The sequence below is a fragment of the Protofrankia sp. BMG5.30 genome (assembly GCF_001983005.1).
Lineage (GTDB): Bacteria > Actinomycetota > Actinomycetes > Frankiales > Frankiaceae > Protofrankia > Protofrankia coriariae.
In genome coordinates this window covers 1-23,804 of sequence record NZ_MOME01000062.1, presented here as the reverse complement: position 1 = coordinate 23,804, position 23,804 = coordinate 1, and the positions used below count along the sequence as shown (strand labels likewise).

The following is a 23,804-nucleotide window of genomic DNA, read 5'->3' as shown; positions in this document are numbered from 1 at the left end:
CCAGGACGCTCCTGGGACTCTGACTCCACGAACACGAGGATCTCCGATCACGCCCTCTGTAGCCAACCCGCACCCAGCGGATGTCTCACCCGAGACTGACACAGAGGGGAGCGCCAGTACCGGATAGCCGAACGGGGAATGGACGCCTCACCAAGGGAAGTCCAGTACGCCCTCGTCGAGGCACTCGGCCAGATCCTCATGCTGCGCGGACGCTAYGACGAGGCAGCCACCCGGTTCCAGCGAGCACGCGAGCTGGCCGGGGACAGCCTCGAGCTCGCCTGGATCGAAGGTCAACTGGGGCAACTGGTGTTCCGAAGGGACGATCTCGCGGGTGCGGCCGCCCACATAGAATCCGGTCTTCGAGCCCTGGGCGAATGGGTGCCCGAGGGCGGTCGGATACAGCTGCTCCTGCGGCTTTCCTGGGAGATCGTACGGCGTGTCACCCGACGTGTCCGGAGGTTCAGCTTTCACAGACAGTCCGACTCGGAGCTTCGAAGCAACCGGCTCAAAGCACACCTCTACACTCGCCTGCAGTATCCAAGATGGTTCCATTCGCGACGTCCCGAAACCCTGTGCCTCATACTGCGTCAGATCAATATAGCGGAGCGCTGCCGAAACACCACCGAACTCGCACACGCGAGTTCCGTTTATGGAGCCGCCCTCGCACTCACTTTTCCGTTTTTCTGTCGCCGTGYCATGCGCTACATAGATCACGCGGCGTGGATCTACCAGAGCCAGGGAGATCCGCACGGAGAAGGACACGTCGCGAGTATGCGAGCGTGTGTTCTGCACGCAGCCGGCCGATACCAGGAGGCCGCCGCCGCCGCCGGCGACGCGGTTCGAACCTTAGATCAACTCGGCGACCGGTGGGAACTGGGCTTCGCCACGCGTACGCGGGCAGTCTGCCTCTACCGTCTGGGCCATCTAGGCGAGGCACGGGAGGAAGCTCGCCGATTGTTCGATATTGGAGTTGAGATCGGCGACGCGCACGCACAAATCACCGCGCTAGAAGTTCTCGCGAAAGTAACCGAGGGCCGTGTCACGGCCATTCAGACACAGGCCGCCTTGGGGCGACGCGGCGATGACATTGAAGTGACGGTCGCAGCTCTGCTTGCTGAAGCCTTGCGMCTTCGCCACGCGGGCCAACTCGAGCAGGCGATTGAGAGTTTGTCAAGCGCGGCGCGCCTGGTGAGCCGTGCGCAACCTACAAGCACGCATCTGGTGCCGGTCTTCGCGTGGCTAGCGACCTTGCATCGAGAGGCGGCCGAGCGACCACTTCTACCGCACATCCGACGCGAACGGCTCCGGCGTGCACGAAAATCGGCCCGTCGAGCGGTGCGCTACGGGAAGCTCTATCCCAACGACCTGCCCCATGCGTTGCGTGAGCTGGGCGTGGTATGCGCGCTGTCCGGACATCGGCGTCGTGCCCGCCGATATCTCAAGCGCAGCGCGGCATGGGCGAGACGGCGTGAGGCGAGCGCGGAGCTGGCGGAAACTAACTTGCAATCTGCCCGCCTCGAGTTGACCGGTGAGGTACCCGGTGGCGAGGGCTACCCCGAATTGGGCTTGGGCGCTGCGCGATCGGCTCTGTCTACTTTGGGTCTGGCCGAGCGGTTCGCGGCGCTGCTCGAGGCCGGTGTCCTGCTCGCGTCAAGCGACTCGGCGGAGGCGACCGTGCGGGCGATCCGTGAGACCACCCAGACCCTGCTCCGCGCTGAACGCTGTCGTGTCGTCGGACTCACCACGGACTGGCGTCCAGGCCATTCAGCGGCGTCCGCCGAGGAGCAGGAGGCGGCGCGGCGCGCGGCGGAGCACCGTGGCCCGCTTGTTCTGAATCGCCCGCTGGCGACCGAGCTCGAGCCGGATGCCGAATTGGCTCTTCCGGACGCCCGGTCGGCGCTCTGCGCGCCGGTCTTTGTGCGGGACGAGATGGTTGGATACTTCCTGGCGTTGCACTCGCAGGTCGGCAAGCTGTTCGGTGAGGAGGAGCAACAGCTCGCCGAATTCGTTGCACGCCTAGCCGGTGCTGCGCTGGAGCGCCAGCAGCTACAGCGCGACATACGCGCTCGGGTAATCTCGGCGCAGGAAGCTGAGCGGTCGCGAGTAGCACGAGACCTCCATGACGAAGTCGGACAGGCGCTCACCTCGGTGCTGCTGGGCGTGCGGTTGGTGGAAAGCACTGTTTCCAACGACAGCTCTGGATCAGTCAAGCCAAGTGACGTGCTGCCACGGGTAGCAGAGCTTCGCCACCATGTCGCYGGTGCGCTCGGCTCAGTTCAGCGTCTCGCCTTCGACCTCAGGCCGACTGTGTTGGATGATCTAGGCCTCGTGGCCGCCCTCCGACGGCTGACCGCGAGCGCCGTGACGGGGGATGTCTGTGTCGAGCTCGAGACCGTCAACCTCGAGCCCGGGGACCGATTATCGGCTGAGATTGAGACAACGACCTATCGAGTGGTACAGGAGGCAGTCACGAACGTCGCTCGGCACTCCCGGGCCTCGAAGTGCAGCGTCGTCATAGGACGTACTCAGCGGTGCCTACGTGTCGTGATCGAAGACGACGGGATCGGCTTCCGTACGGATGCCCTCTCCGGTGGGGGCCTCGGCCTCCTCGGCATGAAAGAACGGGCGGCTCTGGTCGGTGGAACGCTGCGCGTGACCTCCGCCCCGGGGCARGGCACAGCGATCTCACTGGAGGTGCCTCTTGACGAATGACCGATTACGGGTTCTGCTCTGCGACGATCACAGGATCGTCCGTGGCGGCCTGCGGCGGATGCTCGCCGAGGACTCCGGGATCCTTGTCGTCGCGGACGTCGGCACGGCGGCCGAAGCCGTCGCGGCGGCCGGACGACTCCAACCCGATATCGTCGTCCTGGACATCGGCCTACCAGACAGCAGTGGGATCTCGGCGATCGGGAGAATTCTCGGGGCAAGCCCGGCAAGCAGAGTCCTGATGCTCACGATGCACGACGATGTCGCCTACCTGAGAGAAGCATTCGCGAGCGGGGCRCTCGGCTACGTGCTGAAAGCCGCGGCCGACATCGAGCTGATCCAGGCCATCCACGACGTCGCCAAGGGCGAACGGTATGTTCACCCGACGCTCGGGGCCGCCCTGTTGGGCAGGGACACGAGCGCCGAAGGCCGCTCTGTTTCCACGGTGGCTGGGCTCTCCGAACGTGAGGCTGAGATCCTGCGCCTGCTTGCCCTCGGTCACACGAATCCGGAGATGGCCGAGGTTCTCRACCTCTCCGTTCGCACCGTGGAAACCTATCGATATCGGCTTCAACAAAAGGTGGGTCTGCGCTCGCGGGCCGAACTTGTGCGCCTGGCCAGAGAGATGGGCCTGGTAAAATGAGGCGACGAGGTGGCGGGCGCCGGTGTTCATCGGAACAACCGTGTCCATCAGAGCAAAGGCGGTCGGTGTTCTCGGACTATCCTCTCCCCCACCGTGGGCCGGTATCGCGGAAATCGTACGGGGCTCGCGGCCGTGGAAACGAATCGATTCGTCCGTCGACACGGTGGGAGCGCTCCGGCTGTTCCCCGGGGGCGGTGAGTCCACGCGCCAGGCTCCGCCCGGGTGGCGGTGCCGTTACGAACGCAGCGGTGCCGATCAGCCCGTGGGCGTCCGCCCCGTTGTGCGGTCCAGGCGTATCCAGGCCGCTCGTGCCGCGGCCCCTGGCACCCACAGGAGATCGACGATGACCCTCGCAGAACCGGCTCCCGTCCACGTGACGATCGCCGGGCACGTCGCACACCTGGTCATTGATCATGGTTCGGGCAACGCCGTCGACATAGAGCTGGCCACCGCCCTTGTCCGCTCCGCGGAGCAGGTGCGGGAACTTGTCACCAAGGGGACGTCAACCGTCGTGGTCGTCCGATCACGGGGAGCGAACTTCTGCGTAGGCGGGGATCTGCGGGCGTTCGTCGCCGTCGGCGACGATGTCGGGACCTTTGTGGCCAGACTGGCGAACACTGTTCACGATGCGTTACGGATCCTGGCGGGGCTGCCGGCGCCGATCGTCGTGGCGGTACGCGGCGCCGTGGCGGGCGTCGGCATTGGCATCGCTCTGGCCGGTGACGTTCTGCTCGCCGGCCGGAGCGCGTCGTTCACTCTCGCCTACTCCGCGGTCGGGTTGTCCCCGGACGGCGGCGCGAGCTGGCTGCTCCCCCGCATCCTCGGTCCGCGCCGCGCGGCCGAGTTCGCTCTGACCAGACGGTCTCTTTCAGCGGCCGAGGCACTCGACTGGGGGCTCGTCACCCAGGTTGTGGAGGACGGCCGGCTCGACGATGCGGTCGCGGCGGTCGTGGAGCAGTTGGCGGCGGTCCCACCGGGCACGCTGGCCCGGACGAAGAAGCTGCTCGCGGAGGCGGAGCGGCGCTCCTTCGAGGAGCATCTCGACCTGGAGTCGGCGGCGATCGCGGAATCGGCAGCAGACCCACGGTCACGGGCGCTGGTCACCGCCTTCCTTGACACCCGCCGTTCCCGCGCCTGATAGATCGGGTGCCGGCCACCGATGACCTGGCCGCGGTGGACGCGTTCAGCGACGGGCGAGCCGAACCCGGCGTCGACCCCGCCCCGTAGTGATCACCCGTTCCAGAAAGACGATCACTCGTCCCGGAAGACGGGCCGGCGCTTCTCGGTGAAGGCCGCCATGCCCTCCTCCTGGTCCGCGGTGGCGAACGTGGCATGAAAGATCTGCCGTTCGAACAGCACACCCTCGCTCAGCGAAGTCTCGAAGGCACGGTTGACCGCCTCCTTGACCATCATGGCCACCGGAGTGGACATTCCCGCGACCTTCTCCGCCACGTCGAGCGCCTCGTCGACGAGACCCTCGGYAGGCACGATCCGCGAGACGAGGCCGGCCGACTCGGCCTCGATGGCGTCCATCGTCCGGCCGGTCAGACACAGTTCCATCGCCTTGGCCTTGCCCACAGCCCTGGTCAGCCGCTGGGAGCCACCCATCCCCGGCAGCACACCAAGAGTGATCTCGGGCTGGCCGAACTTCGCGGTGTCGGCGGCCAGCAGGATGTCGCACATCATCGCCAGTTCGCAGCCGCCGCCCAGCGCGTAGCCCGCGACCGCGGCGATCAGGGGGTGCGGACCCGGGCCAGCCCGTCCCAGCCTGCGAACCAGTCGCTGGCGTAGACCTCGCTGAACGACTGGGGCTGCATCTCCTTGATGTCGGCGCCCGCGGCGAACGCCCTCGACGAGCCGGTGATCACGACAGCGCCGATCGAACGGTCCTGGTCGAGGTCCGCAGCCGCCGCGGTCAGCTCCCGCATGACCTGAAGGCTCAGCGCGTTCAGCGCCTTCGGTCGGTTCAAAGTGATCATCCCGACTCCCGGTCGAGCGACCGGCGGGCCTTCCTGCTGAACCTCATCTGTTTCGCCGCCTGCATCGAGGGGCTGTTCTTCTACGGCKCCTTCGCCTACGTGTACTTCCTGAGATCCCGGGGCCTGCTCAGCGGGCTGGCGTCCGGGACGAACTGGGTGTTTCGTGACGAGTCGATGCACATGGAGTTCGCGTTCGACGTCGTACGCACGGTGCGCGCGGAGGAACTGGACCTCGTTGGCGACGAGTTCGAAGCCGGCGTCCGCGCGATGCTGGCCGAGGCGGTGGCCGCCGAGACGGCGTTCGCGCGGGACCTCCTCGCCGGTGGCGTCGCCGGGATGACCGTGCCGGACATGCGCTCGTATCTTGAGTACGTCGCGGACCGGCGGCTGGCCGAGCTCGGGTTCGCGCCGATGTTCGGATCAGCCAACCCGTTCTCCTTCCTGGAACTCCAAGACGTCCAGGAACTGTCGAACTTCTTCGAGCGGCGCGTCTCGTCCTACCAGATGGGCGTGACCGGGATCGTCGCCTTCGACGAGGACTTCTGACCGGTCCACCGATCGGCCCACCGGCAGGAGAAGTACCCGGCGGCGGTGGCCGGGCCATGGTCGGGCCGCGGTGTCGTCGTCAACGGGCTCCGTCGGAGGCTGTCCCGGGCGGCTCCCCGAGGAAGGCCGCCAGGATCCGGTCGGCGGCCAGCGTCTCCGTGGCGTTCGACGGTCCGCCAGACCTCCTCCAGGCCCGCGCCGGTCATGGCGCTGCAAGGTCAGCACCGGTGTGGTCCAGCCGCCGTCAGCGGTCTGCAGGAGCCGCAGGGCGCCAGCCAGCTCCTTCGCGGCGACGCGCGCATCCTGCTCGTAGGGGCCGTCGGCCTTGTTGACCGCGACGATGTCGGCGAGTTCGAGCACCCCCTTCTTGATGCCCTGTAACTGGTCGCCGGTACGCGCCAGGCACAGCAGCAGAAAGGTGTCGACCATCCCGGCGACGGTCACCTCCGACTGTCCGACGCCGACCGTCTCGACCAGGACGACGTCGTAACCGGCGGCCTCCATCACCACGATGGACTCCCGGGTCGCCCGGGCGACACCGCCGAGGGTCCCCGACGTCGGCGAGGGGCGCACGAACGCGGCCGGGTCGATTCCGAGCCGGGCCATCCGCGTCCGGTCCCCCAGGATGCTGCCGCCGGTGCAGGTCGAGGACGGCGGAGAGCGTCACAGCACGGGAATCCGTGGCCGCGTCCCCCGGCTCTCCCTCGAAGCCCTGGACCACCGCACGTCGCCGGACGCGCGGCGAGCTGGCAGGTCTTCGGACTTGTGGGCACGGACACCAAGGTGGCCTGTCTACTGGCCATTCTACTGGCCGTCGCTTCCCAGGTTCTGTCTGGAACCCAGTGCTGATGACGGCGGTCGTTCCCACTCACCGCTGCGGGGCAGTCCCGGACTCACACCGGGTTCCCTCTTACGACACCCGATCTGGCTGACCGGGCGGAACCAGCTCCGGAACCGACTATAGGACCGGCAGGCCGGCACACGCTCGCAACTCCCGGCCCACGGTGCGTGCCCGCCGGTAAGCCGCGGGCTGCGGGGTATCGCTTGAGACCGCGCGGTATCAGCCGACATTGTTGGACGTCCTACCGTGCGGGCCGCCGTGTCCCGCCGGGCACCGGAGGGAAGGCGATGGCCGACATACTGTTCACCGTCCAGGGCCGGCTGGGCCGGATCACGCTCAACCGGCCGAAGGCCATCAACGCGCTCAGCCACGACATGCTGCGCCGCATCGCCGACGCCCTGACCGTCTGGGAGCACGACGAGCGCATCCGGGCGGTGCTGATCGACGGTGCTGGCGAGCGGGGGCTGTGCGCCGGCGGTGACATCCGGTCCATCTACGACGACGTCAGCTCCGGCGGCACCGCCGCCCTGGATTTCTGGGTCGACGAGTACCGGCTCAACGCCCGCATCAGCCACTACCCGAAACCGTATGTCGCGCTGATGGACGGACTGGTCATGGGCGGGGGCGTCGGTGTCTCCTCGCACGGCAGCGTACGGGTGGTCACCGAACGTTCCCTGGTTGCCATGCCCGAGGTCGCCATCGGCCTCGTGCCCGACGTCGGCGGAACCTATCTGCTGTCCCGGATGCCCGGCCAGTCGGGCACCCACATCGCGCTCACCACCGCGCGGATATCCGGCGCCGACGCCATCCACCACGGGCTGGCCGATCACTACGTGCCCAGCGACCGGCTCGGCGCGCTGGTCGACGCGCTGGGCAACGGTGACGACAGCGATCCGGTCGATGTGGTCCGCTCCTTCGCCGAGCCGCCCCCGGCCAGCGCGCTGGCCACGCAGGCGGGCTGGATCGACCACTGCTACGCGGCGCGGACCGTCGAGGAGATCCTGGACCGGCTGAACGACCACGGCGGGCCGGCCGCGGCCGCGGCGAAGGAGATCGCAAAAAGATCGCCCACCGCGCTCAAGGTCACCCTGYGCGCGCTCCGGTCGGCCGCCGAACTGCCCAGCCTGGAGGCGGTGCTCGACCAGGAGTACCGGATCTCCAGCGCCTGCCTGCACTCGCACGACCTCGCCGAGGGCATCCGGGCCCAGGTCGTCGACAAGGACCGCAACCCCCGCTGGTCACCGGCGGCCCTGGCCGAGGTCAGCGACGACCTGGTCGCCAGCTTCTTCGCACCCCTGGGCGCCGGCGAACTCGGACTCGCCGCCGCTCCCGTCCATGGTGTGACGGCGTAGGACGACACTGCGTAGGACGGCACTGCTGCCGGCACGCACGGCGTCGGCGCGCACGGCGTCCCCACCGGCCGGTGCCCCGGCATGACGCCGGGGCACCGATTGCCACAGGGCAATGGCTCTCCGATTCAGGAAATCCGCTCCGACGCGAACGGCGGCCGGCGGGCACTGTTACCCTTGTTTCCATGAGCCATTCTCGACCGTATGCCCGGGCGTCATCGTCGCCGGATTCCCCCGGATCGGACGGGACGGCCGGCGCGGCGGCGGAACTCGTCGTTCTTCTCAGCCCGTCCGGGGAAGCGGTCGGAGTCACCCCGAAAGCCACCGTTCATGGCCCCCGAACACCGTTGCACCTGGCGTTCTCCTGCTATGTCTTCGATGCCGCCGACCGCATACTCGTCACCCGGCGCGCTCATGCGAAACGAACGTGGCCAGGGGTTCTGACCAACACCTGCTGCGGCCATCCGGCCCCTGGTGAGGATTTCCGGACGGCCGTCTCACGACGGCTGGCCGAAGAGCTGAACCTGCGCGTCCAGCGCATCGACCTGGCCCTACCGACGTTCCGCTACCGCTGCGTGATGACCGACGGCACCGTGGAGAACGAAATCTGCCCGGTGTTCTTCGCACAGGCGTCGGACGATTTCCGGATCAACCCGGAAGAGGTCGCCGAAGCATACTGGACGCCATGGTCGACATTCTCCGAGGACGTTCTGAACGGTTCTCTGGAGATATCACCGTGGTGCCGCCTGCAAATGGCACGACTGCGCCCGCTCGGGCCCTCGCCCCGGCACTGGCCGGTGGCACCGGACGAGGCGCTGCCTCCGGCCGCCCGACAGAATTCCAGAAACCACCGGGAATAAGCCGGGAAGGAATTCCGCGCCACCGCGGAAGCCGCTCCGCCCGTCCGCCCGCCACCTCCGTGCCAGGCTCCCCCACCGGCGGCACCGGGCGCCGGGCACTGGGCAGCCTCAGGGGGTGGCGGCCGACGGCCGACGGTGGCGGAGCAGACGCCGGGCGCAGCCGAGCATGTGGCCACGCAGCTCCTCGTCGCCGATGTCGGCGACCCGCGGGCCGAACCCGGCTTCGCCCAGCCCGGAGAGCAGAATGCTCGCGGCCACGATGGTGCCGGGGTCGGGATCAGGCCCCACGAGCAGCGCCATGATCCGGTTGCTCAGTTCGGGAAACGCCCCGTGTTCGCTCAGGACGTGCGCGACCGCAAGGTCGCCCTGTAGCACGGCGTAGAGGGACCGGTTACGGACGATCAGATCGATGATGCCGACCAGCACGGTCTCGACCTGGGCGGCGCGGGAACGCTTCCGCTCGGCCTCGCTCGCGATCACGGCGAGCTCCTCGATCGCCGGGTTGACCACCGCGAGGACGATGTCGTCCTTGGTCTTGTAGTGGTAGTAGACGGCAGCCTTGGTCACGCCGAGCGCATCCGCGATCATCTGTAGTGACGTCCCGCTGACGCCTCGCTCGGCAAAGAGGTCCAGGGYCGCCGCGAGCAGCTTCTTCCGCCCCGTCCCCTCTCGAGGGACCGCCGGTTCGAGCTGTGTCGCCACCGCCTTCGACCTCCTGTCCGTCTACCTGTCTACCCGTCTGGGCTGTGCCCTGGCGGCCCCGGTCGGCCCGGGCTGTCCGTCCGACTGCTCCCATCTGTACGAGCGATCTGGGTGCCGCCGCCAGCCATCATCCCGCGTGACAGGCCGGCATCGGCGCGTCCCGTGCTTTCGCTGATCTTAATGCTAGTCGAACGGCAGGTTGGTAACTAGCCGATCAGCTTGCCATTTCCTAGACGAACGGCTAGCTTCCTTTTTGACAATACCTGCCGATCGGCTAGCGACTCTGGCAAGCGGCACCCATCCGCAGTGCCCTACCGACCTGAGGAGAAGATCCGTTGGCCACCTACCTGTACCGGCTCGGACGCACGGCCTACCGCCGTCGACGGCTGGTCGTCGCCCTGTGGGTCGTCGTGCTGGCCCTCATCGGGGCCGGCGCGGCGACCCTGTCCGGCCCGACCTCCGAGACCTTCTCCATCCCGGGGACCGAATCCCAGAAGGCGGTCGACCTGCTGCGGGAACGCATGCCCGGCGCCGGCGCCGACGCGGCCACCGCGCGCGTGGTCTTCACCGCCACGGACGGTTCGCTCACCGAGGCGGCACGCAGACAGGCCGTCACCGCGGCCGTCCAGCGGATCACCAAGGCGCCACAGGTAGCCCAGGCCAGCGACCCGTTCATCCGGGGCGGCGTCTCCCAGGACGGGCGCACCGCCTATACGCAGGTCGCCTACAGCGTGCAGCCGGGCGAAGTCACCGACGAGGCCAGGGACGGCCTGTTCGCCGCCGCCGGGGCGGCCCGCGACGCCGGGATCGGTGTCGAGTTCGGCGGCACCGCGGTGGAGGGGGCACCCGAACAGAGCGCCACCGAGATCATCGGCCTGGTCGTGGCCGCCGTCGTGCTCGTCATCACCTTCGGCTCGCTGGTCGCGGCCGGCTTCCCCCTGCTCACCGCGCTACTGAGCGTGATGATCGGCATCGGCTGCATCCAGATCGCCACCGGGTTCATCAACGTCAGCTCCAGCACCCCGACGCTCGCCCTGATGCTCGGCCTGGCGGTCGGTGTCGACTACGCGCTGTTCATCACCTCCCGTTACCGGCACGAGCTCTCCCTGGGCTCCGACGGCGAGCAGGCGGCGGGCCGCGCGGTGGGCACCGCGGGCTCGGCGGTGGTGTTCGCCGGCCTGACCGTCGTCATCGCGCTGGCCGCGCTCTCGGTCGTGGGCATCCCGTTCCTGACGTCGATGGGGCTGGCCGCCGCCGGCACCGTCGCCGTCGCCGTCATCGTCGCGCTCACCCTGCTGCCCGCCCTGTTCGGCTTCGCCGGGCGGCGGCTGCTGGGCGGGCGCATCCCCGGGCTGCGTGCCCGCGACCCCGAGGGCGACGGCGGCGGCCCCACCGTGGGCCAGCGGTGGGCACGCCTGATCGTGCGGCGCCGCGCCATCGCCGTCGTCCTGTCCGTGCTGGCCCTGGGCCTGCTCGCCGTCCCCGCGGCCGATCTGCGCCTCGGCCTGCCCACCGACGCCACGGCCGCGCCGGACAGCACCCAGCGCAGGGCCTACGACCAGCTCACCACCGGGTTCGGGCCGGGTTTCAACGGCCCGCTGCTGCTCGTGGTGGACGGCTCGGCCAGCGCCGACCCGCGCGCGGCCGTCGGTGAGGTCTCCCGTACCGTCGCCGCGTTGCCCGGCGTGGCCGMGGTGACCACGCCGACGTTCAACCCCGCGGGCAACACCGCGACGCTGTCGGTGACCCCCACCTCCGGGCCGAGCGATGCCGCCACCGAGGACCTGGTGCACACCATCCGTGGCCAGGCGGCGGCGATCAGGGCCGCCACCGGCGCCAGCACCGCGATCACCGGTGAGACCGCGATCAACATCGATGTGTCCGAGAAGCTCTCCGACGCGCTCCTGCCCTACCTCGCGGTTGTCGTCGGGCTGGCGTTCGTGCTGCTCGTCCTGGTCTTCCGCAGCATCCTCGTGCCGTTGAAGGCGACCGCGGGCTTCCTGCTCAGCGTCGTCGCCACGTTCGGCGCGGTGGTGGCCGTGTTMCAGTGGGGCTGGCTGATGGACGTCCTCGGGGTCGCGACGACCGGCCCCATCGTCAGCATCCTGCCGATCTTCCTCATCGGTGTCCTGTTCGGCCTGGCCATGGACTACGAGGTCTTCCTGGTCACCCGGATGCGCGAGGAGTTCGTCCACGGCCTTGAACCGGACGACGCGGTGGTCACCGGCTTCCGGCACGGCGCCCGGGTCGTCACCGCGGCCGCGATCATCATGATCAGCGTGTTCGCCGGGTTCATCCTGTCCGATCAGGCGATCATCCAGTCGATCGGCTTCGCGCTCTCCTTCGGCGTGCTCGTGGACGCGTTCGTGGTGCGGATGACCCTGGTACCGGCGGTGATGTCCCTGGCGGGGCGGCACGCCTGGTGGCTGCCGGCATGGCTGAACAGGCTGCTGCCCGACATCGACGTCGAGGGCAAGCAGCTGATCGGCCCACCGGCCCTGCCCGAGCAGCGGGCCCACGCCACCGCAGCCGCCGGGGACCCCACCGCACCCCACGACATTTCCGCGACCGGCCACCACCCCTGACCGCGGCGGTCCGCGGCTACTCGGAGCGGTGAACCCACACGGGGACGAAGCGCTGCCTTCGGATCTCGTAGACGGTCACCACCGACGTCAGCGGGTCGCCCCAGGCGTCGAAGCCGACGTCGCCGGTGACACCGGGGAAGCGGCCCTGCCCGACCGCGGTGACGATCGCCGCCCTGGCGGCCTCGTCCACCGTGTCCCGGCCGGGCAGGACACCGGCCGCGGCCCGCAGCAGCGCCTGTGCCGCGTCGTAGGCGTAGGCGGCGACCGAGGGGATCACGTCGACGTCCGGCGCCGGGGACACGGCCGGCGAGGCCGACACGACGGCGTGACCGTCACCGTCAGCCTGGCCGTCACCAGCCGGACCGGCCGCCGCCGGGCTACCACCGGTCGAACCGCCACCAGCCGGAGCGCCGGTAGCCGGAGCGTCACGGCCCGACTCACCGCCGTGCGGCTCACCACTTCGCGGGTCGCCTCCCCCGGCGCTGTCGCTGTCGCTCTCCGCCGGCCAGCGGTCCAGGTAGGCGGCCGCGAACCGCCCGGCCGCCGGCAACGCGGACAGGGGCGCGCCGAGATCGGCGACCAGGTCCCCCTCGGCGGTGTCCCGCGCCTGCTCGGGGTAGTGAGGGTCGAACAGCCCGTCGGAGCCCAGGATGGACACGGCCGGGCCGTGCTCGGCCAGCTCCTCGCGCAGCTTCCCGGCGAAGGCCTGGCCGGTCGCCACGTACACCAGGTCCGGGGCTTCGATGCGAAGGTAGCGGGCCACCTGTTCGACCTCGGTCGTGTCGTCGGCGCTGCCGTCGACCCGGTGTGTCCCGGTGACGGCCGCGCCGAGCCGCGTGGCCTCGGTGGCGAACCGTTGCGCGAGCGAGGTACCAAAGTCCGGGCCGCCGTCGACCACCGCGATCCGCTGGCGGCCGATGACCCGCACGGCGAACTCGGCGGCGTCCCGGGCCGCGAGCACATCCGTCCCACTCAGCCGGAAATAGGTCCGGTACGGCCGGCCACGGGCCGCTGGCGAGGCCAACAGAGYCGACGAGGTGATGCCGGTCAGCTCGGGCTGGCTGTTGGACGGTGAGACCACCGCGATCCCGGCGGCGTCCAGGGTGGGCAGGGCGACCATCGCGACCGTGGAGCTCAGCGGCCCGACCACGCCGATCAGGCTCTGGTCGGCGGCGAGCGTCCCCGCGGCGCGGGCGCCGCCGTCCGGCCTGGACAGGTCGTCCTGGACGCTCAGCCGGACCTTCCAGCCCGGGATCGTGCCCTGGGCGTTCGCCTCGTCGACCGCGAGGCGAACGGCGTTACGCACGGCCGCACCCACGGGTGTGCGGTCCGCGGACAGCGGTGCGATCAGGCCGAGCGTGGCCGTCCTGGCCCGCGCGGCGGACGGGCCGTGAGCCGGCGGACCGCCCGCGAGTGCCACCGCGAGAACGGCCACGAGCGCCACGGTCACAGCGACCACAGCGGCGAGCACCCGGTGTAGCCACCGCCGCGGCCCGGTGACGAACAGCCGTCCGAGCACGGCCGTCAGCCGTCCGACCATGTTCTTCGTTCTTCGTTCCTCCGGTTCCGCCCGAGCAGGTTGCGGGCGGTGGTCACGCTCCGGGCAGGGCCTCACCGGGCAGCAGGTCACCGGCCAGCACGGCCTCGGCTACCGCCCGCATCGTGCGCCGCTGGTTCATCGACGTGCGCTGGATCCAGCGGAACGCGTCCGGCTCGGTCATGGCGTGCTCGGTCTGCAGGACCCCCTTCGCCCGTTCGATGATCTTGCGGGCTTCCAGGCGGCCCTGCAGGTCCTCGACCTCGGCCTCCAGGCTGACGATCTCGGTGAACCGGCTCATCGCCATCTCGATCGTCGGCAGCAGGTCCTTCTTCTGGAACGGCTTGACGACGTAGGCCATCGCCCCGGCGTCCCGGGCCCGCTCCACCAGGTCCCGCTGGCTGAACGCGGTCAGGATCACCACCGGCGCGATCCGCTCCTTGGCGATGTGCGCGCCGGCGTCGATCCCGTCCATCCGGGGCATCTTGACGTCGAGGATGACCAGATCGGGGCGCAGCTTGGTGGCGAGACTGACCGCCACCTCGCCGTMCCCGGCCTCACCGACCACCTCGTAGCCCTCCTCCTGGAGCATCTCCCTCAGATCAAGACGGATCAACGCCTCGTCCTCGGCGATCAGCACCCGGCGGGGGGTCGAGGATGGCTGGCTCATCGAGTCGGACTCCTGGGCTCGCAGGGCTAGGATCACACTGTTGACCCGCCGTGATGTGAGGCGGTCGGTCGATCCGCACCTTACCCGGCTACAGTCATGGAGGAAGCTCTACCTGCATATTGACCGGTTCGCCAGCAACTTCAAGACCCAGCGTCCACGAACCGTGGCTGCCGGCCCCTGTACTCCAACGGCAGAGAGACGGTGCTCAAACCACCGACAGTGTGGGTTCGAATCCCACCGGGGGCACGACAAGGAAGGGAAAACGCGCTCCCGCCATCTAGGCGATCTTCGCTGGGAACGTCAGCACGGATGATCGTGGAGTCCAGTGCCTGCGCGGTCTCGACGTCCAGCGTGATCTGCGCGGTCGCCCGCTCCGCCACCCTGTCATAGCGGATCTTCAACCGGAGTGCATCCAGCAACCGCCGCGCGGTCGCCTGAGGGAGATCCGCGACGTCCAACCGGCCCAACGGCACCCGCCCCAACAGGCCAAGATCGGGTGTGGCGGCGGCTACCGCGGCATCCCGGGCGTCGAGCTCGTCCAACGCCTCCTGAGCGGCCCGCTGTTGCACGTCCAGCTCCGCGATCCGCTGCTGCACACGGGAGAACACCGCCCCGCTCGGGTCATCCTGGGTTTCCAGCGTGGTCAGCAGCCGCCGCTGCCGGGCGCCAATATCATCCAGGGTGTGTTGCAACGCGGCCCGGCGGGCGACCCGATCGTCCGCCGCTGTCACCGCCGCATGGTCGATCTCGGCGGTCAGCAGCGCGAGCCGATCCGGGCCAAGCAGCCGGGTGTTGAGGAAACCGTTGATCCCAGCGAGCAGGCGCCGTTCCGCCAGCAGAATCCCACCAGGATGCTCCGGGTAACGTTCGGCGAAGTCAGCGTGGTTCCGTGGGGCCTCGCAGACGTAGTACAGCAGCGCGTCCGGCCGGCCCCGCGCCGCCCGTGACTTCCCGACCATCCGCCGGCCGCACAACGCGCAGACCACCATCCCCCGCAGCAGATAGCTCCGCCTGGTCTGCGGATGCACGCTGTTGACGCCGTTACCCGACCGGCTGCCGAACCGCTCCACCCCCACCGCGGCCGCGGCCAGAAAGTCCGCCTGGCTGACCAGCGGGGGATGCACCGGCTCGGCCGACCACACCCACGCATCCGGAGGGTTGACCGCTCCCCCCTTCTTCGTCCCCCGCCGGTTCCACACCATGTAACCGGTGTACTTCGGGTTGACCAGAATCTCCCGCACCGACGACCGGCCCCACGCGTCCCGCCGCCGCCGCGGATCGATGTGCACCGGCGGCGGATACCGGTCGAGGTCGGCGTTGAGCCGGTCCGCGATCGCCGCGTACCCCAACCGCTCGGCGATCCGCCAGGCAAAGATCTGCTGGACCACCGGGCCACGGACCGGGTCGGGAACAAGCCGGTGCTTGGTCCGCCCCTCGGCCCGCCGCGCCGGCACCGGATGCGGGATCCTGTCCGGTAGATAGCCGTACGGCGGCCGTCCCACGTTCCAGCCCTGCGCGGTGTGCTCGCAGAACCCGTCCCAGGACTTCTCCAACGTCTCCAGCACATACCACTCGGCCACCCCCTGCTTGACCCGCCGCGTCAACACTGTGGTCGCCCGCAACCGCGACAACGTCATCGGCTCGTCCGCGGCCAGCAGCACCACCCCCGCCGGCTCCAGCTCGTGCTCCACCCGGGTGCCGTAGTAGGTACGCCGGGCCACCCGCTCGATCGACTCGCAGATCACCGCGTCGAACCGCCGCGACACCCCCTTCGCCTCCGCCAACAGATCCGCGATCCCACCATCCCGGGGAACGGGAATATCGAACAGCTCATGAGCCCGGCTGAACCCCCGAGCATCCAGATTCTTCCGGCCGGACTCCACATCATAAAAATGCGCGACGATCCGCGCCCCCGGCTGCAACGCCGCGGCAGCGTTGTGCAACTGGCGCGGCAGGGACAACGTCGGATCCTGCTGGTCCTTCGTGGACACCCGACCCAGGAACGCCACCCGCAGACCCGCCCAGCCCCGCACCGACGGCCTGGTCGACCGCGACCGCAACGACCCGAACGCCTCCGGCATCTGCGCCATCCCACGCTCCCCTCGCCGGAACCTGTCGAGGACAATTCTAGCCTTCGTCATCTTCCTCTCATCGCGCCCTGGAAAATGGATCCGATCCACCTGGCAGGGAATCAGATGTAACGGAAGATGATCGCAGAATTCCCGCCGTTACGGCTCCGGCCTGGGCGGTTGTCGGCTGCTTGCGGCGCTCCCGGAAGCGGCCGCCGCCGCCCAGGCCGCCAGGGCCTCGCGAAGCGCCGCTGCACGCTCCGCCCGCAACGCCTGACCGGCCGGTCCATCAACAACCTCGACGGACCATCGCCACGACATCGGCTCGCCTGCTCGCCCTGCTGGCGTCGCCGGCTCGGAAGCGGCCGGTTCTGCTGCTTTCTTCCGGCATTCCCCACCAGGGTCGTCGGCGGCTCGGGTGCGTAGGAGGCCATCCTGGCCAGCCCCGATCGTGGTCACCGGCACTCACCAAGCAACCGCAGGCCACAACCTCGACTGGGAGAAAAAGTCACCATTCCATGGGATAGCCAGAAGACAGTTCAAGGCAACTACGAATATTCGCAAAGAATAACCAACATCGATGCCGTTACACGCTTCCGCATGCCACTCCCCACCAGGAAATACATCCAACTATCGAGAAATCCAAACATACAATGCGGAACATGAAAAGAATCACAGACCAGCTCGACTTCAAATGATCTCCCGCATTTCAACCGCACGCGCCTCATCGGCCGACGGAACTCACGACTACCCTGCCGAGTCTCCAGATGCAACAGCACCTCACAGCCCGCCCTCGACACCTGGCCCGCCAGCAGCCTCACACCACCGCGGCTGACCAGCACCCTCGACGCGATGATCGCCACCCAGAACGTTCCCGCTGGCCAGAACCAGGCCACGGAGCGGGCACGTCTGACCATCGCAGACTGCACAACCAAACTCACCCGCTACCGAGCCGCCCTCGACGCCGGCGCCGAGCCCGTCATCGCCACAAGCCGGATCATCCAGACCCAGGCCGACCGGGCAGCCGCCGAACGTCAACTCCATAAAGCCACCACAGACAGCGACCGGAGGATGAGCCGGGACGAGATCGCCGCCCTGGTCGAGGCCCTTGGTGACATACTGACTGCCCTTGCCGAGGCCGACCCGGCAGACAAGGCTGAGGTGTACCGCCAGCTCGGCCTTCGCCTGACCTACCAGCCCGCTATCCAGACGGTACGGGCCGAAGTGAAGATCAACCCACGTTACCGTGGGGTAATGGTCGGTGTCCGAGGGGGGACCTGACCCTTACGCCTACCCCGACAGCTGGACGAGCTGCCGATATGAACGCAAAGTCTGTTCTGTTCGGTAGCCCTCTGCAACCGTCAATGTGAGGAACCCGCGGGGATTCAGGGGCGACCCCGCGGCTGAGATCCACATAGGCGGCGGTGAGGCATCACCGCCGCCGACATCACCGAGCAATCTTGAGTGCCCGCGGGTTGTCGCTGTCAATGGCGAGCCCGGATCGGCATCCATCGCGACCATGCGATACCCTCCCAAATCATGATCGAAGCGGGGGCGGAAACAGCAGAGACCGGATCGGACGGGCGGCGGTACTGGATCTGGGTTACCGGGCCCGACTACTACCTGGATGAGAACGGCACCGATCGTCCAGAGCTCGACCCGACCTGGGGCTCCACCCCGGACGACTGGTGGACATGCCACAAAGAGACCCGCGAAGGGGACCTCATCCTGCTCTACCGGTCTCAGATCAAGAAAGACATCGCCTATCTAATTGAGGCCAGGTCAGACGCCTACGCGCTCCGCAACGGCGACGTGGCCGCGGACCTGGGGTGGGACGTCGCCTGTGACTATGAGGTGATCGAAAAGTTCCGCAGGCCGCTACAGCTCGCCGACATGCGAAGCGATCCGGTCCTGGCCGACTGGGGTCCGCTGYGGGCGAACCTCCGTCGCCGGGCCTATGAAATCCCCCGACCTATCTGGGATCACCTCCTCGGTCGTCTCAGCCCCGACCACACGGCGACGGACCGCCTCCGGGAAAAGGCCACGCAACGTCACCTTCTGGAATACGACATCGAGAACTACCTTGCCGGACACATGGAGCTCTTCTCGCGCTACGATCTGCATGTGGACCTTCACGCCCGGCAGTACGTTTGTTACAACGGTGGCCGCGCCGATCTTATCTGCTTCGAGCGCAGCAAGAAGCGCTTTATCGCGATAGAACTGAAGAAGGGGATGGTGGACCGCAACGCGGTCGGCCAGGTGTTCAGCTATCGAGCGAGTTTGGAGGACGAATTCACCTCCTATCGGCAGCCGCTCGGAATCCTGATCGGAGACAGTATCAAGAAAGAGGCCGCGGCCATGGTGAATCGGGACAGTCGGCTGTCGTTCATCCCGTTGGACGAGCTGCTGTCGAGCTGAAAGACTTCCACCGAGAATKACCTCCTCGGTAGGGCTGTTAGGGTAATCAGCTGCCGTGCGATGCACAACGCCCATTGCCGTAGATGATCCACGATGGTCGTGGTCGATCCGGCCCAACGGCGTCACGTCGCAGTGGCCGCAATGACCATCCGTTCGTCGTGGTCCGTTCCGCCAAGCGGCTCGGCAGGGTCCTCCGCCAGGAGCCGATCGCGGGTCGGCCTTCCCCGCCTCACACGGCGAGGTCTGCGAGGCACTGTTGCATCCGTCAGGACCGGCCGATCTTAACGATAAATCTTCCGGTGGAGACATCCTCCACGGTCGTTCCGGGGTGTCTGAAGCCTCCGTGATTCGCTCACATGAGCCCCGTCGACGAGAAGATCTGCGGTCAAGATCGCCAGCAATAGGCGAATGCAACAGTGCCTCGGCGGGTTCGTGGCGATCCAGGCGGCACGGCTGTCTGATGGGCTCACGCGGGGGCCAGCGTTCCAGTCCCTTTCACCCCCACCGCCGGGTCACCGTCATCGGAGGTACGAGAGGAGGTACAGGCCCGATCCGCCCGCAGCGCAGAGCCGGGCACCATCCGGATGCCAGGCCACCCCCAGCAGGGGGCCCGCGACCCGGAGCGCCGCCAGACACTCACCGGTCGCGACCTCCCACAACCTGATCGACTGGTCGTTGCCGACCGTGGCCACAACTTTACCGTCGGGAGAGAACGCGGCATTCCACACCCATGTCGAGTGGCCTCTCAGTACCGAACGTTCCACTCCGTCGGAGGTCCGCCACAGTTTGGCAGTGGTGTCGTCGCTCGTCGTGATGAGAAGCCTGTCGTCGGGAGAGAAGACACAGCTGGTTATCCAGTCGGCGTGTCCGGGGAGTGCGGTGGACTCGTCCCGGCGCAGATCCCACAGCTGCGCGTCCCCACGGTCGTTGGCAGTCGCGAGTAGTCGGCCGTCCGAGGAGAAGGCGCAGCAGGACATCCTGCCGGTTGGACCTGTGATGACGACATCCTGAACGCCGTCGGATACCCGCCACAGCCGCGCCGTCCCGTCGTCTCCCACGGTCGCGAGCAGTCGCCCGTCGGGCGAGAAAGAACATCCGCCCACCCGGCCGTTGTGGCCCCTCAGTACTGCCTGCTCGACACCGTCCGGCAGCCGCCACAACCGTGCCGTCCCGTCGTCTCCCGCCGTCGCCAGCAAACGGCCGTCCGGAGAGAATGCGCAGTCACGCACCCAGTCGTCGTGCCCCTCCAACGTCGTCTTTGCCATTGCCCCGGACAGGTGCCAGAGTCGGACCACCTGGTCCTGCCCGGCAAAGGCCAGCAGATCGCCGTCGGGGGAGAATTCACAGCAGGTCATCCGGCTGGTCTGGCCGAYGAGAACCCGGATCTCGCCGCCGGACCGCACGTCCCACAGCCGGACGGTCTGGTCCTGGGCCGTCGTGGCAAGCAGCCTGCCGTCGGGTGAGAAGGCACAAGAGTAGACCAGGCCCTGGTGACCGACCGCGGTGGCGTACGTGTGGAGGCCGTCGCGAACGTGACAGAGAAGGACCGTGCCCCCTCGGCCGGCGGCAGCCAGCAGACTTCCGTCCGGGGAGAAACCGCAGCTTGAAACACCCGATCTGACAACGCTCCGCGCGTGYTCCGCCCAGGTGACGGTATCCCATAGAATAATTGTCTGGTCGTCACCGGCCGTGACGAGCAACGCGCCGTCGGGCGAGAAGGCGCAGGTCTGGACCTGGTCGATATGGCCGGTAAGTATCATCCGCTGGGCCCCGGTTGCGATGTCCCACAGCCGTACCGTCCGGTCGTCGCCGGCGGTAGCCAGCAGCGCACCGTCGGGCGAGAAGGCGCAGTCCTGAACATGGTCGGTGTGGCCGACGAGTGCCGTGCGCTGGATACCGGCAGCCGTCTCCCACAGCCGTACCGTCCCGTCGTCGGCCCCGGTGGCAAGAAGAGCACCGTCCGGCGAGAACGCACAGGTCCGGACCCAGTCAGGGTGGACCAGCACGGTCGTCTGGGTGAGGGTGGCGACATCCCACAGCCGCACCGTCCGGTCGTCGCCGGCGGTAGCCAACAGTGCACCGTCCGGCGAGAAGGCGCACGCCCAAATGCCGCCGGTGTGACCGGTGAGCCGTCCGTGCGGCGTGCAGCCGGGGAGCCGCCACAGCAGCACGGTGCGGTCGTCGCTGACCGTCGCGAGAAGAGTGCCGTCCGGGGAGAAGGCGCAGCCGTTGATCCCGCCGATGTGGCTGGTCGAAGGGGCCGGCCGGGCGGGATCTGGCCGGTCGGGCAGCGGCCACGCGGGTTCCAGGCGGGGCCGGGCCAACGTGGTTTGGTAGGCGTCAAGGACATCCTTCAGCGCCGGGACACCGTGGAGCCTGCTGGCCAGGGTCGCCCCGAGGGCCGCCGGCGGGTCGATCGGGCCCAGCAGCGACGCCGCCTGGGCAAGCAGGCTTCGCAGCAGGTTCGCGGTTGGTGTCTCGACCAGGTCTAGGTCCGCAACGGCCCCCACCACGGAGCCGAGCTGGCGGGTCTTGGCCTCCACCCAGCGGAGGTCACAGGCGAGGTCGGCCGCCGCGTCCCGCATTCCGGCTTCGCGAAGGTGATAAACGAGGAACCGCCACAGATAGCCGGCATCCGGGGACAGCCGCCACCAGGGTGTCGGCCCACCCGGATCGCTGGCGGGAAGGTGGCCGGCGGCAGCGGTCAAAAGGCGGCTGTGTACGGCGGCACGACCGTCGGCGTCCCGGCAGATCCGTAGGTAGGCGCGCATCACGTCATGCAGCACCAGCCGCGGCCCGGGCGGGTCAAACCGATACTCTGCGACCAGCCCCAGCTCGCTCAGTTCTTCGCACAACCCCTCCACCCGGCCGGTTGGCCACAGCAGCCGCAGCATCTCGACCGGGATGTCGATATCTTCAGGGAAGATCGCGAGGTCTAGATAAAGATCACGGTCCGGGGGGTCGAGCGAGGCCAGACTCGCCTCGACCGTGGCCGCGACTGCCCGACTGCGGTCCGCCGGGCGCGTTGGATCGAAGACCGTCGGCCCTTCCAGCGCAAGCCGGCGCGCGATCTCATGGGCGGCCACGTCAGGACGTTGTCCTCGCTCCGTCCTCCGCCGTAGGACTCCGTTGACGAGGTTCAGCAGCACGGGCCACCGACCGGCCACAGCGGCGAGTTGCCCGGCCGCCTCCGGATGCAGTCCCGGGATGCCGTCGGCGACGAGCGCGTCCGCCTGGTTCGGCGTCATGGCGTCAACGTAGATGCGCGGCCCATGCGACGGCAGAAGGCCGGGCACACGGGTGGTGACCAACCTGGTGCAGGCACGCCCGCCAAAGCGAAAAGGCCGCACCTGGCTCTGATCCCAGACATCGTCGACCACCAGCAACATCCGCCCTCGGTCATCGAGGAGTCGACCCAGCTCGGCGCCGGCGGCATCCGGGTCTGTCATCGCCGGCCGCTGGCCGCTCAGCGCGAAGGACAGGTCGTTGATCTTCTCCGCCAGGTCGGCGCCATGGATCTCCTGCCCGACTGTCACCCACAGGAGTCCGTCGGGATAGGTGCGACGGATCTCGGGCTGATGACACGCCCACGCGGCCAGCGTCGTCTTACCGAACCCGCCCGCGCCCGCCAGGCCGGTCGTCAGGCCCACCTCCCCGGCATTCGTTGTGGTAAGCGCCCCAATAAGCTGGTCGCCGAGCTCGGGCCTTTCCACCATCCGGTCCAACGGAGGGGCCATCCACGGCCCGTGCCGCGCGACTTCCGCCGCCCGGCTGGTGCGGATCAGGCTGGACAGTCCCTCCCCCACCCGCGCGGCCAGGTCGTCCGGGTTGCTCACCACCACGGTCACCCGCTCGTCCTGCAACCGCCGCCGGAACCGCTCCACCCGGCGACGGTCCACGTCCACCTGGGCGACCGGCACGGTGGCGGTCACATCATCCAGCAGGAACACCAGCCGCGGCATCCCCGCCTGCGCGGCGACATCGAACTCGAACTCGGTGTACGAGACGCCGTGGTTCGGCACCAGCGTGCCGTACCGGAAACCGACGATCACCAGGTAGACGTCGCACCCCCGCACCTCTGCCCGGCATACCTCGGCCGACATCTCGTCCCGGGCACCGAAGTCCGCCATGTCCACGGCGATGCCACCGGCTCGGCGGACTGCCGTGCAGGCCGCATCGACAAATGTYCGGCCCGGTGGGAAGGCGGCCAACTCGGATGTGTGACTCACGAATACTCGAACCGGAACCCCCGTCATGGCACGAAACTAGCGCCATCGAGTCCGGCATGTCCGACGCTCATGGCGGTGTCTCGCCTCCTGCTCGGTCGGGACTGTTGCGTTGGTTAGATCCGCCGTCCTGGCATCTGGCCAGGCATGATCGAACGATGCGTCGACGGCTCGTCCATCCGCCAGTTCCCGTCTCGGAGTTCACCGGGTTCCGGTTCCCACCCGAGGGGAAGCGTGTTAGGGCGTGTATCGAAAGCGCCGGTCACAGCCACCCGTTGCTCTGAGGCAGGGGTAAACCGCTACTTCAGCGGTGGATGTGGCGAGTACGGTGTGGCTGTGGCCGGTGATCGCGTGCAGCGGCGGTCACGGAGACAGACGCGCGGACGCGAAGGAGCGAATGGTGCCAGGCGCTGTACTGCGAGGGGTGACTCTGGACTGTGCCGACCCGCAGACGCTGGCGGGCTTCTACGGTGCACTGACCGGGATGCGCGAACTCTTCAGTACGGACGAGTTCGTCGCTCTGACGGACGACTCCGGCTGTGATCTGGGATTCCAGAGGGTTGACGGATACCGGGCTCCGCAGTGGCCGGGTCAGGACGTGCCACAACAGTTCCACCTGGATTTCCGCGCTGACGACCTCGATGCGATGGAAGAGCTGGCCCTGGAACTC

16 protein-coding genes, 1 tRNA gene, 4 pseudogenes and 1 riboswitch are annotated in these 23,804 nt (G+C 68.3%); of the genes and pseudogenes, 13 read left to right on the top strand and 8 right to left on the bottom strand.

Annotated features, from left to right (window positions below; all coding sequences use genetic code 11):
• Positions 1 to 147: 147 nt before the first annotated feature.
• Positions 148 to 471 carry a hypothetical protein gene (locus BL254_RS27460; RefSeq protein ID WP_175648463.1) on the bottom strand — a complete coding sequence of 108 codons (324 nt, stop codon included), beginning with the start codon at positions 469 to 471 and terminating at the stop codon, positions 148 to 150.
• A 483-nt stretch (positions 472 to 954) separates the two neighbouring features.
• On the opposite strand from BL254_RS27460, the gene BL254_RS25475 reads away from it, so the two are divergent.
• The 3 genes from BL254_RS25475 (at position 955) to BL254_RS23170 (ending at position 4,490) form a co-directional block, all read left to right on the top strand.
• Positions 955 to 2,712, top strand: coding sequence for a GAF domain-containing sensor histidine kinase (locus BL254_RS25475; RefSeq protein ID WP_175648462.1), 1,758 nt, complete (start codon positions 955 to 957; stop codon positions 2,710 to 2,712).
• Entirely contained in the window at positions 2,702 to 3,352 is a 651-nt protein-coding gene (locus BL254_RS23175) for a response regulator transcription factor (protein WP_076845142.1), read from the top strand. Before BL254_RS25475 ends, BL254_RS23175 begins: the two co-directional genes overlap by 11 nt.
• A 343-nt stretch (positions 3,353 to 3,695) precedes the next feature.
• On the top strand, positions 3,696 to 4,490 hold the full coding sequence (locus tag BL254_RS23170; protein WP_047224931.1) for an enoyl-CoA hydratase/isomerase family protein: 795 nt from the start codon (positions 3,696 to 3,698) through the stop codon (positions 4,488 to 4,490).
• Between the two features lie 113 nt (positions 4,491 to 4,603).
• Here the strand turns inward: BL254_RS23170 and BL254_RS23165 are convergent.
• A pseudogene (locus BL254_RS23165) lies at positions 4,604 to 5,280 on the bottom strand (enoyl-CoA hydratase-related protein).
• Positions 5,281 to 5,346: 66 nt separating this feature from the next.
• Here BL254_RS23165 and BL254_RS23160 point away from each other — a divergent pair.
• Positions 5,347 to 5,877: pseudogene (locus BL254_RS23160) on the top strand (ribonucleotide-diphosphate reductase subunit beta); the annotation flags it as partial.
• 158 nt (positions 5,878 to 6,035) lie between these two features.
• On the opposite strand, the pseudogene BL254_RS27980 reads toward BL254_RS23160, so the two are convergent.
• A pseudogene (locus tag BL254_RS27980) lies at positions 6,036 to 6,531 on the bottom strand (methylmalonyl Co-A mutase-associated GTPase MeaB); the annotation flags it as partial.
• Positions 6,532 to 6,607: 76 nt separating this feature from the next.
• Positions 6,608 to 6,839: riboswitch (cobalamin riboswitch) on the bottom strand.
• Between the two features lie 166 nt (positions 6,840 to 7,005).
• Here BL254_RS27980 and BL254_RS23150 point away from each other — a divergent pair.
• Positions 7,006 to 8,070: an enoyl-CoA hydratase/isomerase family protein gene (locus BL254_RS23150; RefSeq protein WP_076845140.1), complete on the top strand. Its 1,065-nt coding sequence runs from the start codon at positions 7,006 to 7,008 to the stop codon at positions 8,068 to 8,070.
• A 182-nt stretch (positions 8,071 to 8,252) separates the two neighbouring features.
• Entirely contained in the window at positions 8,253 to 8,927 is a 675-nt protein-coding gene (gene idi, locus BL254_RS23145; RefSeq protein WP_047224930.1) for an isopentenyl-diphosphate Delta-isomerase, read from the top strand.
• Between the two features lie 108 nt (positions 8,928 to 9,035).
• Here idi and BL254_RS23140 read toward each other — a convergent pair whose 3' ends face one another.
• Positions 9,036 to 9,629, bottom strand: a complete 594-nt coding sequence (locus BL254_RS23140; protein WP_076845138.1) for a TetR/AcrR family transcriptional regulator — start codon at positions 9,627 to 9,629, stop codon at positions 9,036 to 9,038.
• A gap of 335 nt (positions 9,630 to 9,964) precedes the next feature.
• Here BL254_RS23140 and BL254_RS23135 point away from each other — a divergent pair, with 335 nt between their 5' ends.
• Complete coding sequence (locus BL254_RS23135) at positions 9,965 to 12,214, top strand: MMPL family transporter (protein WP_076845137.1); 2,250 nt, start codon at positions 9,965 to 9,967, stop codon at positions 12,212 to 12,214.
• Positions 12,215 to 12,230: 16 nt separating this feature from the next.
• Here the strand turns inward: BL254_RS23135 and BL254_RS23130 are convergent, their stop codons facing one another.
• Complete coding sequence (locus BL254_RS23130) at positions 12,231 to 13,754, bottom strand: branched-chain amino acid ABC transporter substrate-binding protein (protein WP_076845135.1); 1,524 nt, start codon at positions 13,752 to 13,754, stop codon at positions 12,231 to 12,233.
• A 52-nt stretch (positions 13,755 to 13,806) separates the two neighbouring features.
• Positions 13,807 to 14,421: an ANTAR domain-containing response regulator gene (locus BL254_RS23125; RefSeq protein WP_076845147.1), complete on the bottom strand. Its 615-nt coding sequence runs from the start codon at positions 14,419 to 14,421 to the stop codon at positions 13,807 to 13,809.
• Between the two features lie 173 nt (positions 14,422 to 14,594).
• Here BL254_RS23125 and BL254_RS23120 point away from each other — a divergent pair.
• Positions 14,595 to 14,667, top strand: a tRNA-Leu gene (locus BL254_RS23120).
• 317 nt (positions 14,668 to 14,984) lie between these two features.
• Positions 14,985 to 15,368: a hypothetical protein gene (locus tag BL254_RS28820; protein WP_083731328.1), complete on the top strand. Its 384-nt coding sequence runs from the start codon at positions 14,985 to 14,987 to the stop codon at positions 15,366 to 15,368.
• Here BL254_RS28820 and BL254_RS29685 read toward each other — a convergent pair.
• A pseudogene (locus BL254_RS29685) lies at positions 15,351 to 15,809 on the bottom strand (recombinase family protein); the annotation flags it as partial. The gene BL254_RS28820 and the pseudogene BL254_RS29685 sit on opposite strands and share 18 nt — an antisense overlap.
• Positions 15,810 to 15,939: 130 nt before the next feature.
• Here BL254_RS29685 and BL254_RS28810 point away from each other — a divergent pair.
• From BL254_RS28810 to BL254_RS23095, 3 genes are all read left to right on the top strand, one after another.
• Complete coding sequence (locus BL254_RS28810) at positions 15,940 to 16,125, top strand: hypothetical protein (RefSeq protein WP_076845133.1); 186 nt, start codon at positions 15,940 to 15,942, stop codon at positions 16,123 to 16,125.
• A gap of 1,217 nt (positions 16,126 to 17,342) precedes the next feature.
• A complete protein-coding gene (locus tag BL254_RS23100) occupies positions 17,343 to 17,771 on the top strand; it encodes a hypothetical protein (RefSeq protein WP_052914937.1) in 429 nt (142 codons plus the stop codon).
• 258 nt (positions 17,772 to 18,029) lie between these two features.
• On the top strand, positions 18,030 to 18,908 hold the full coding sequence (locus BL254_RS23095; RefSeq protein ID WP_076845131.1) for an EVE domain-containing protein: 879 nt from the start codon (positions 18,030 to 18,032) through the stop codon (positions 18,906 to 18,908).
• 518 nt (positions 18,909 to 19,426) lie between these two features.
• Here BL254_RS23095 and BL254_RS23090 read toward each other — a convergent pair.
• On the bottom strand, positions 19,427 to 23,137 hold the full coding sequence (locus BL254_RS23090; RefSeq protein WP_076845130.1) for an NB-ARC domain-containing protein: 3,711 nt from the start codon (positions 23,135 to 23,137) through the stop codon (positions 19,427 to 19,429).
• Positions 23,138 to 23,531: 394 nt separating this feature from the next.
• Here BL254_RS23090 and BL254_RS23085 point away from each other — a divergent pair.
• Positions 23,532 to 23,804 (top strand): VOC family protein (locus BL254_RS23085; protein ID WP_175648461.1); only part of this gene is annotated, 273 nt, incomplete at its 3' end.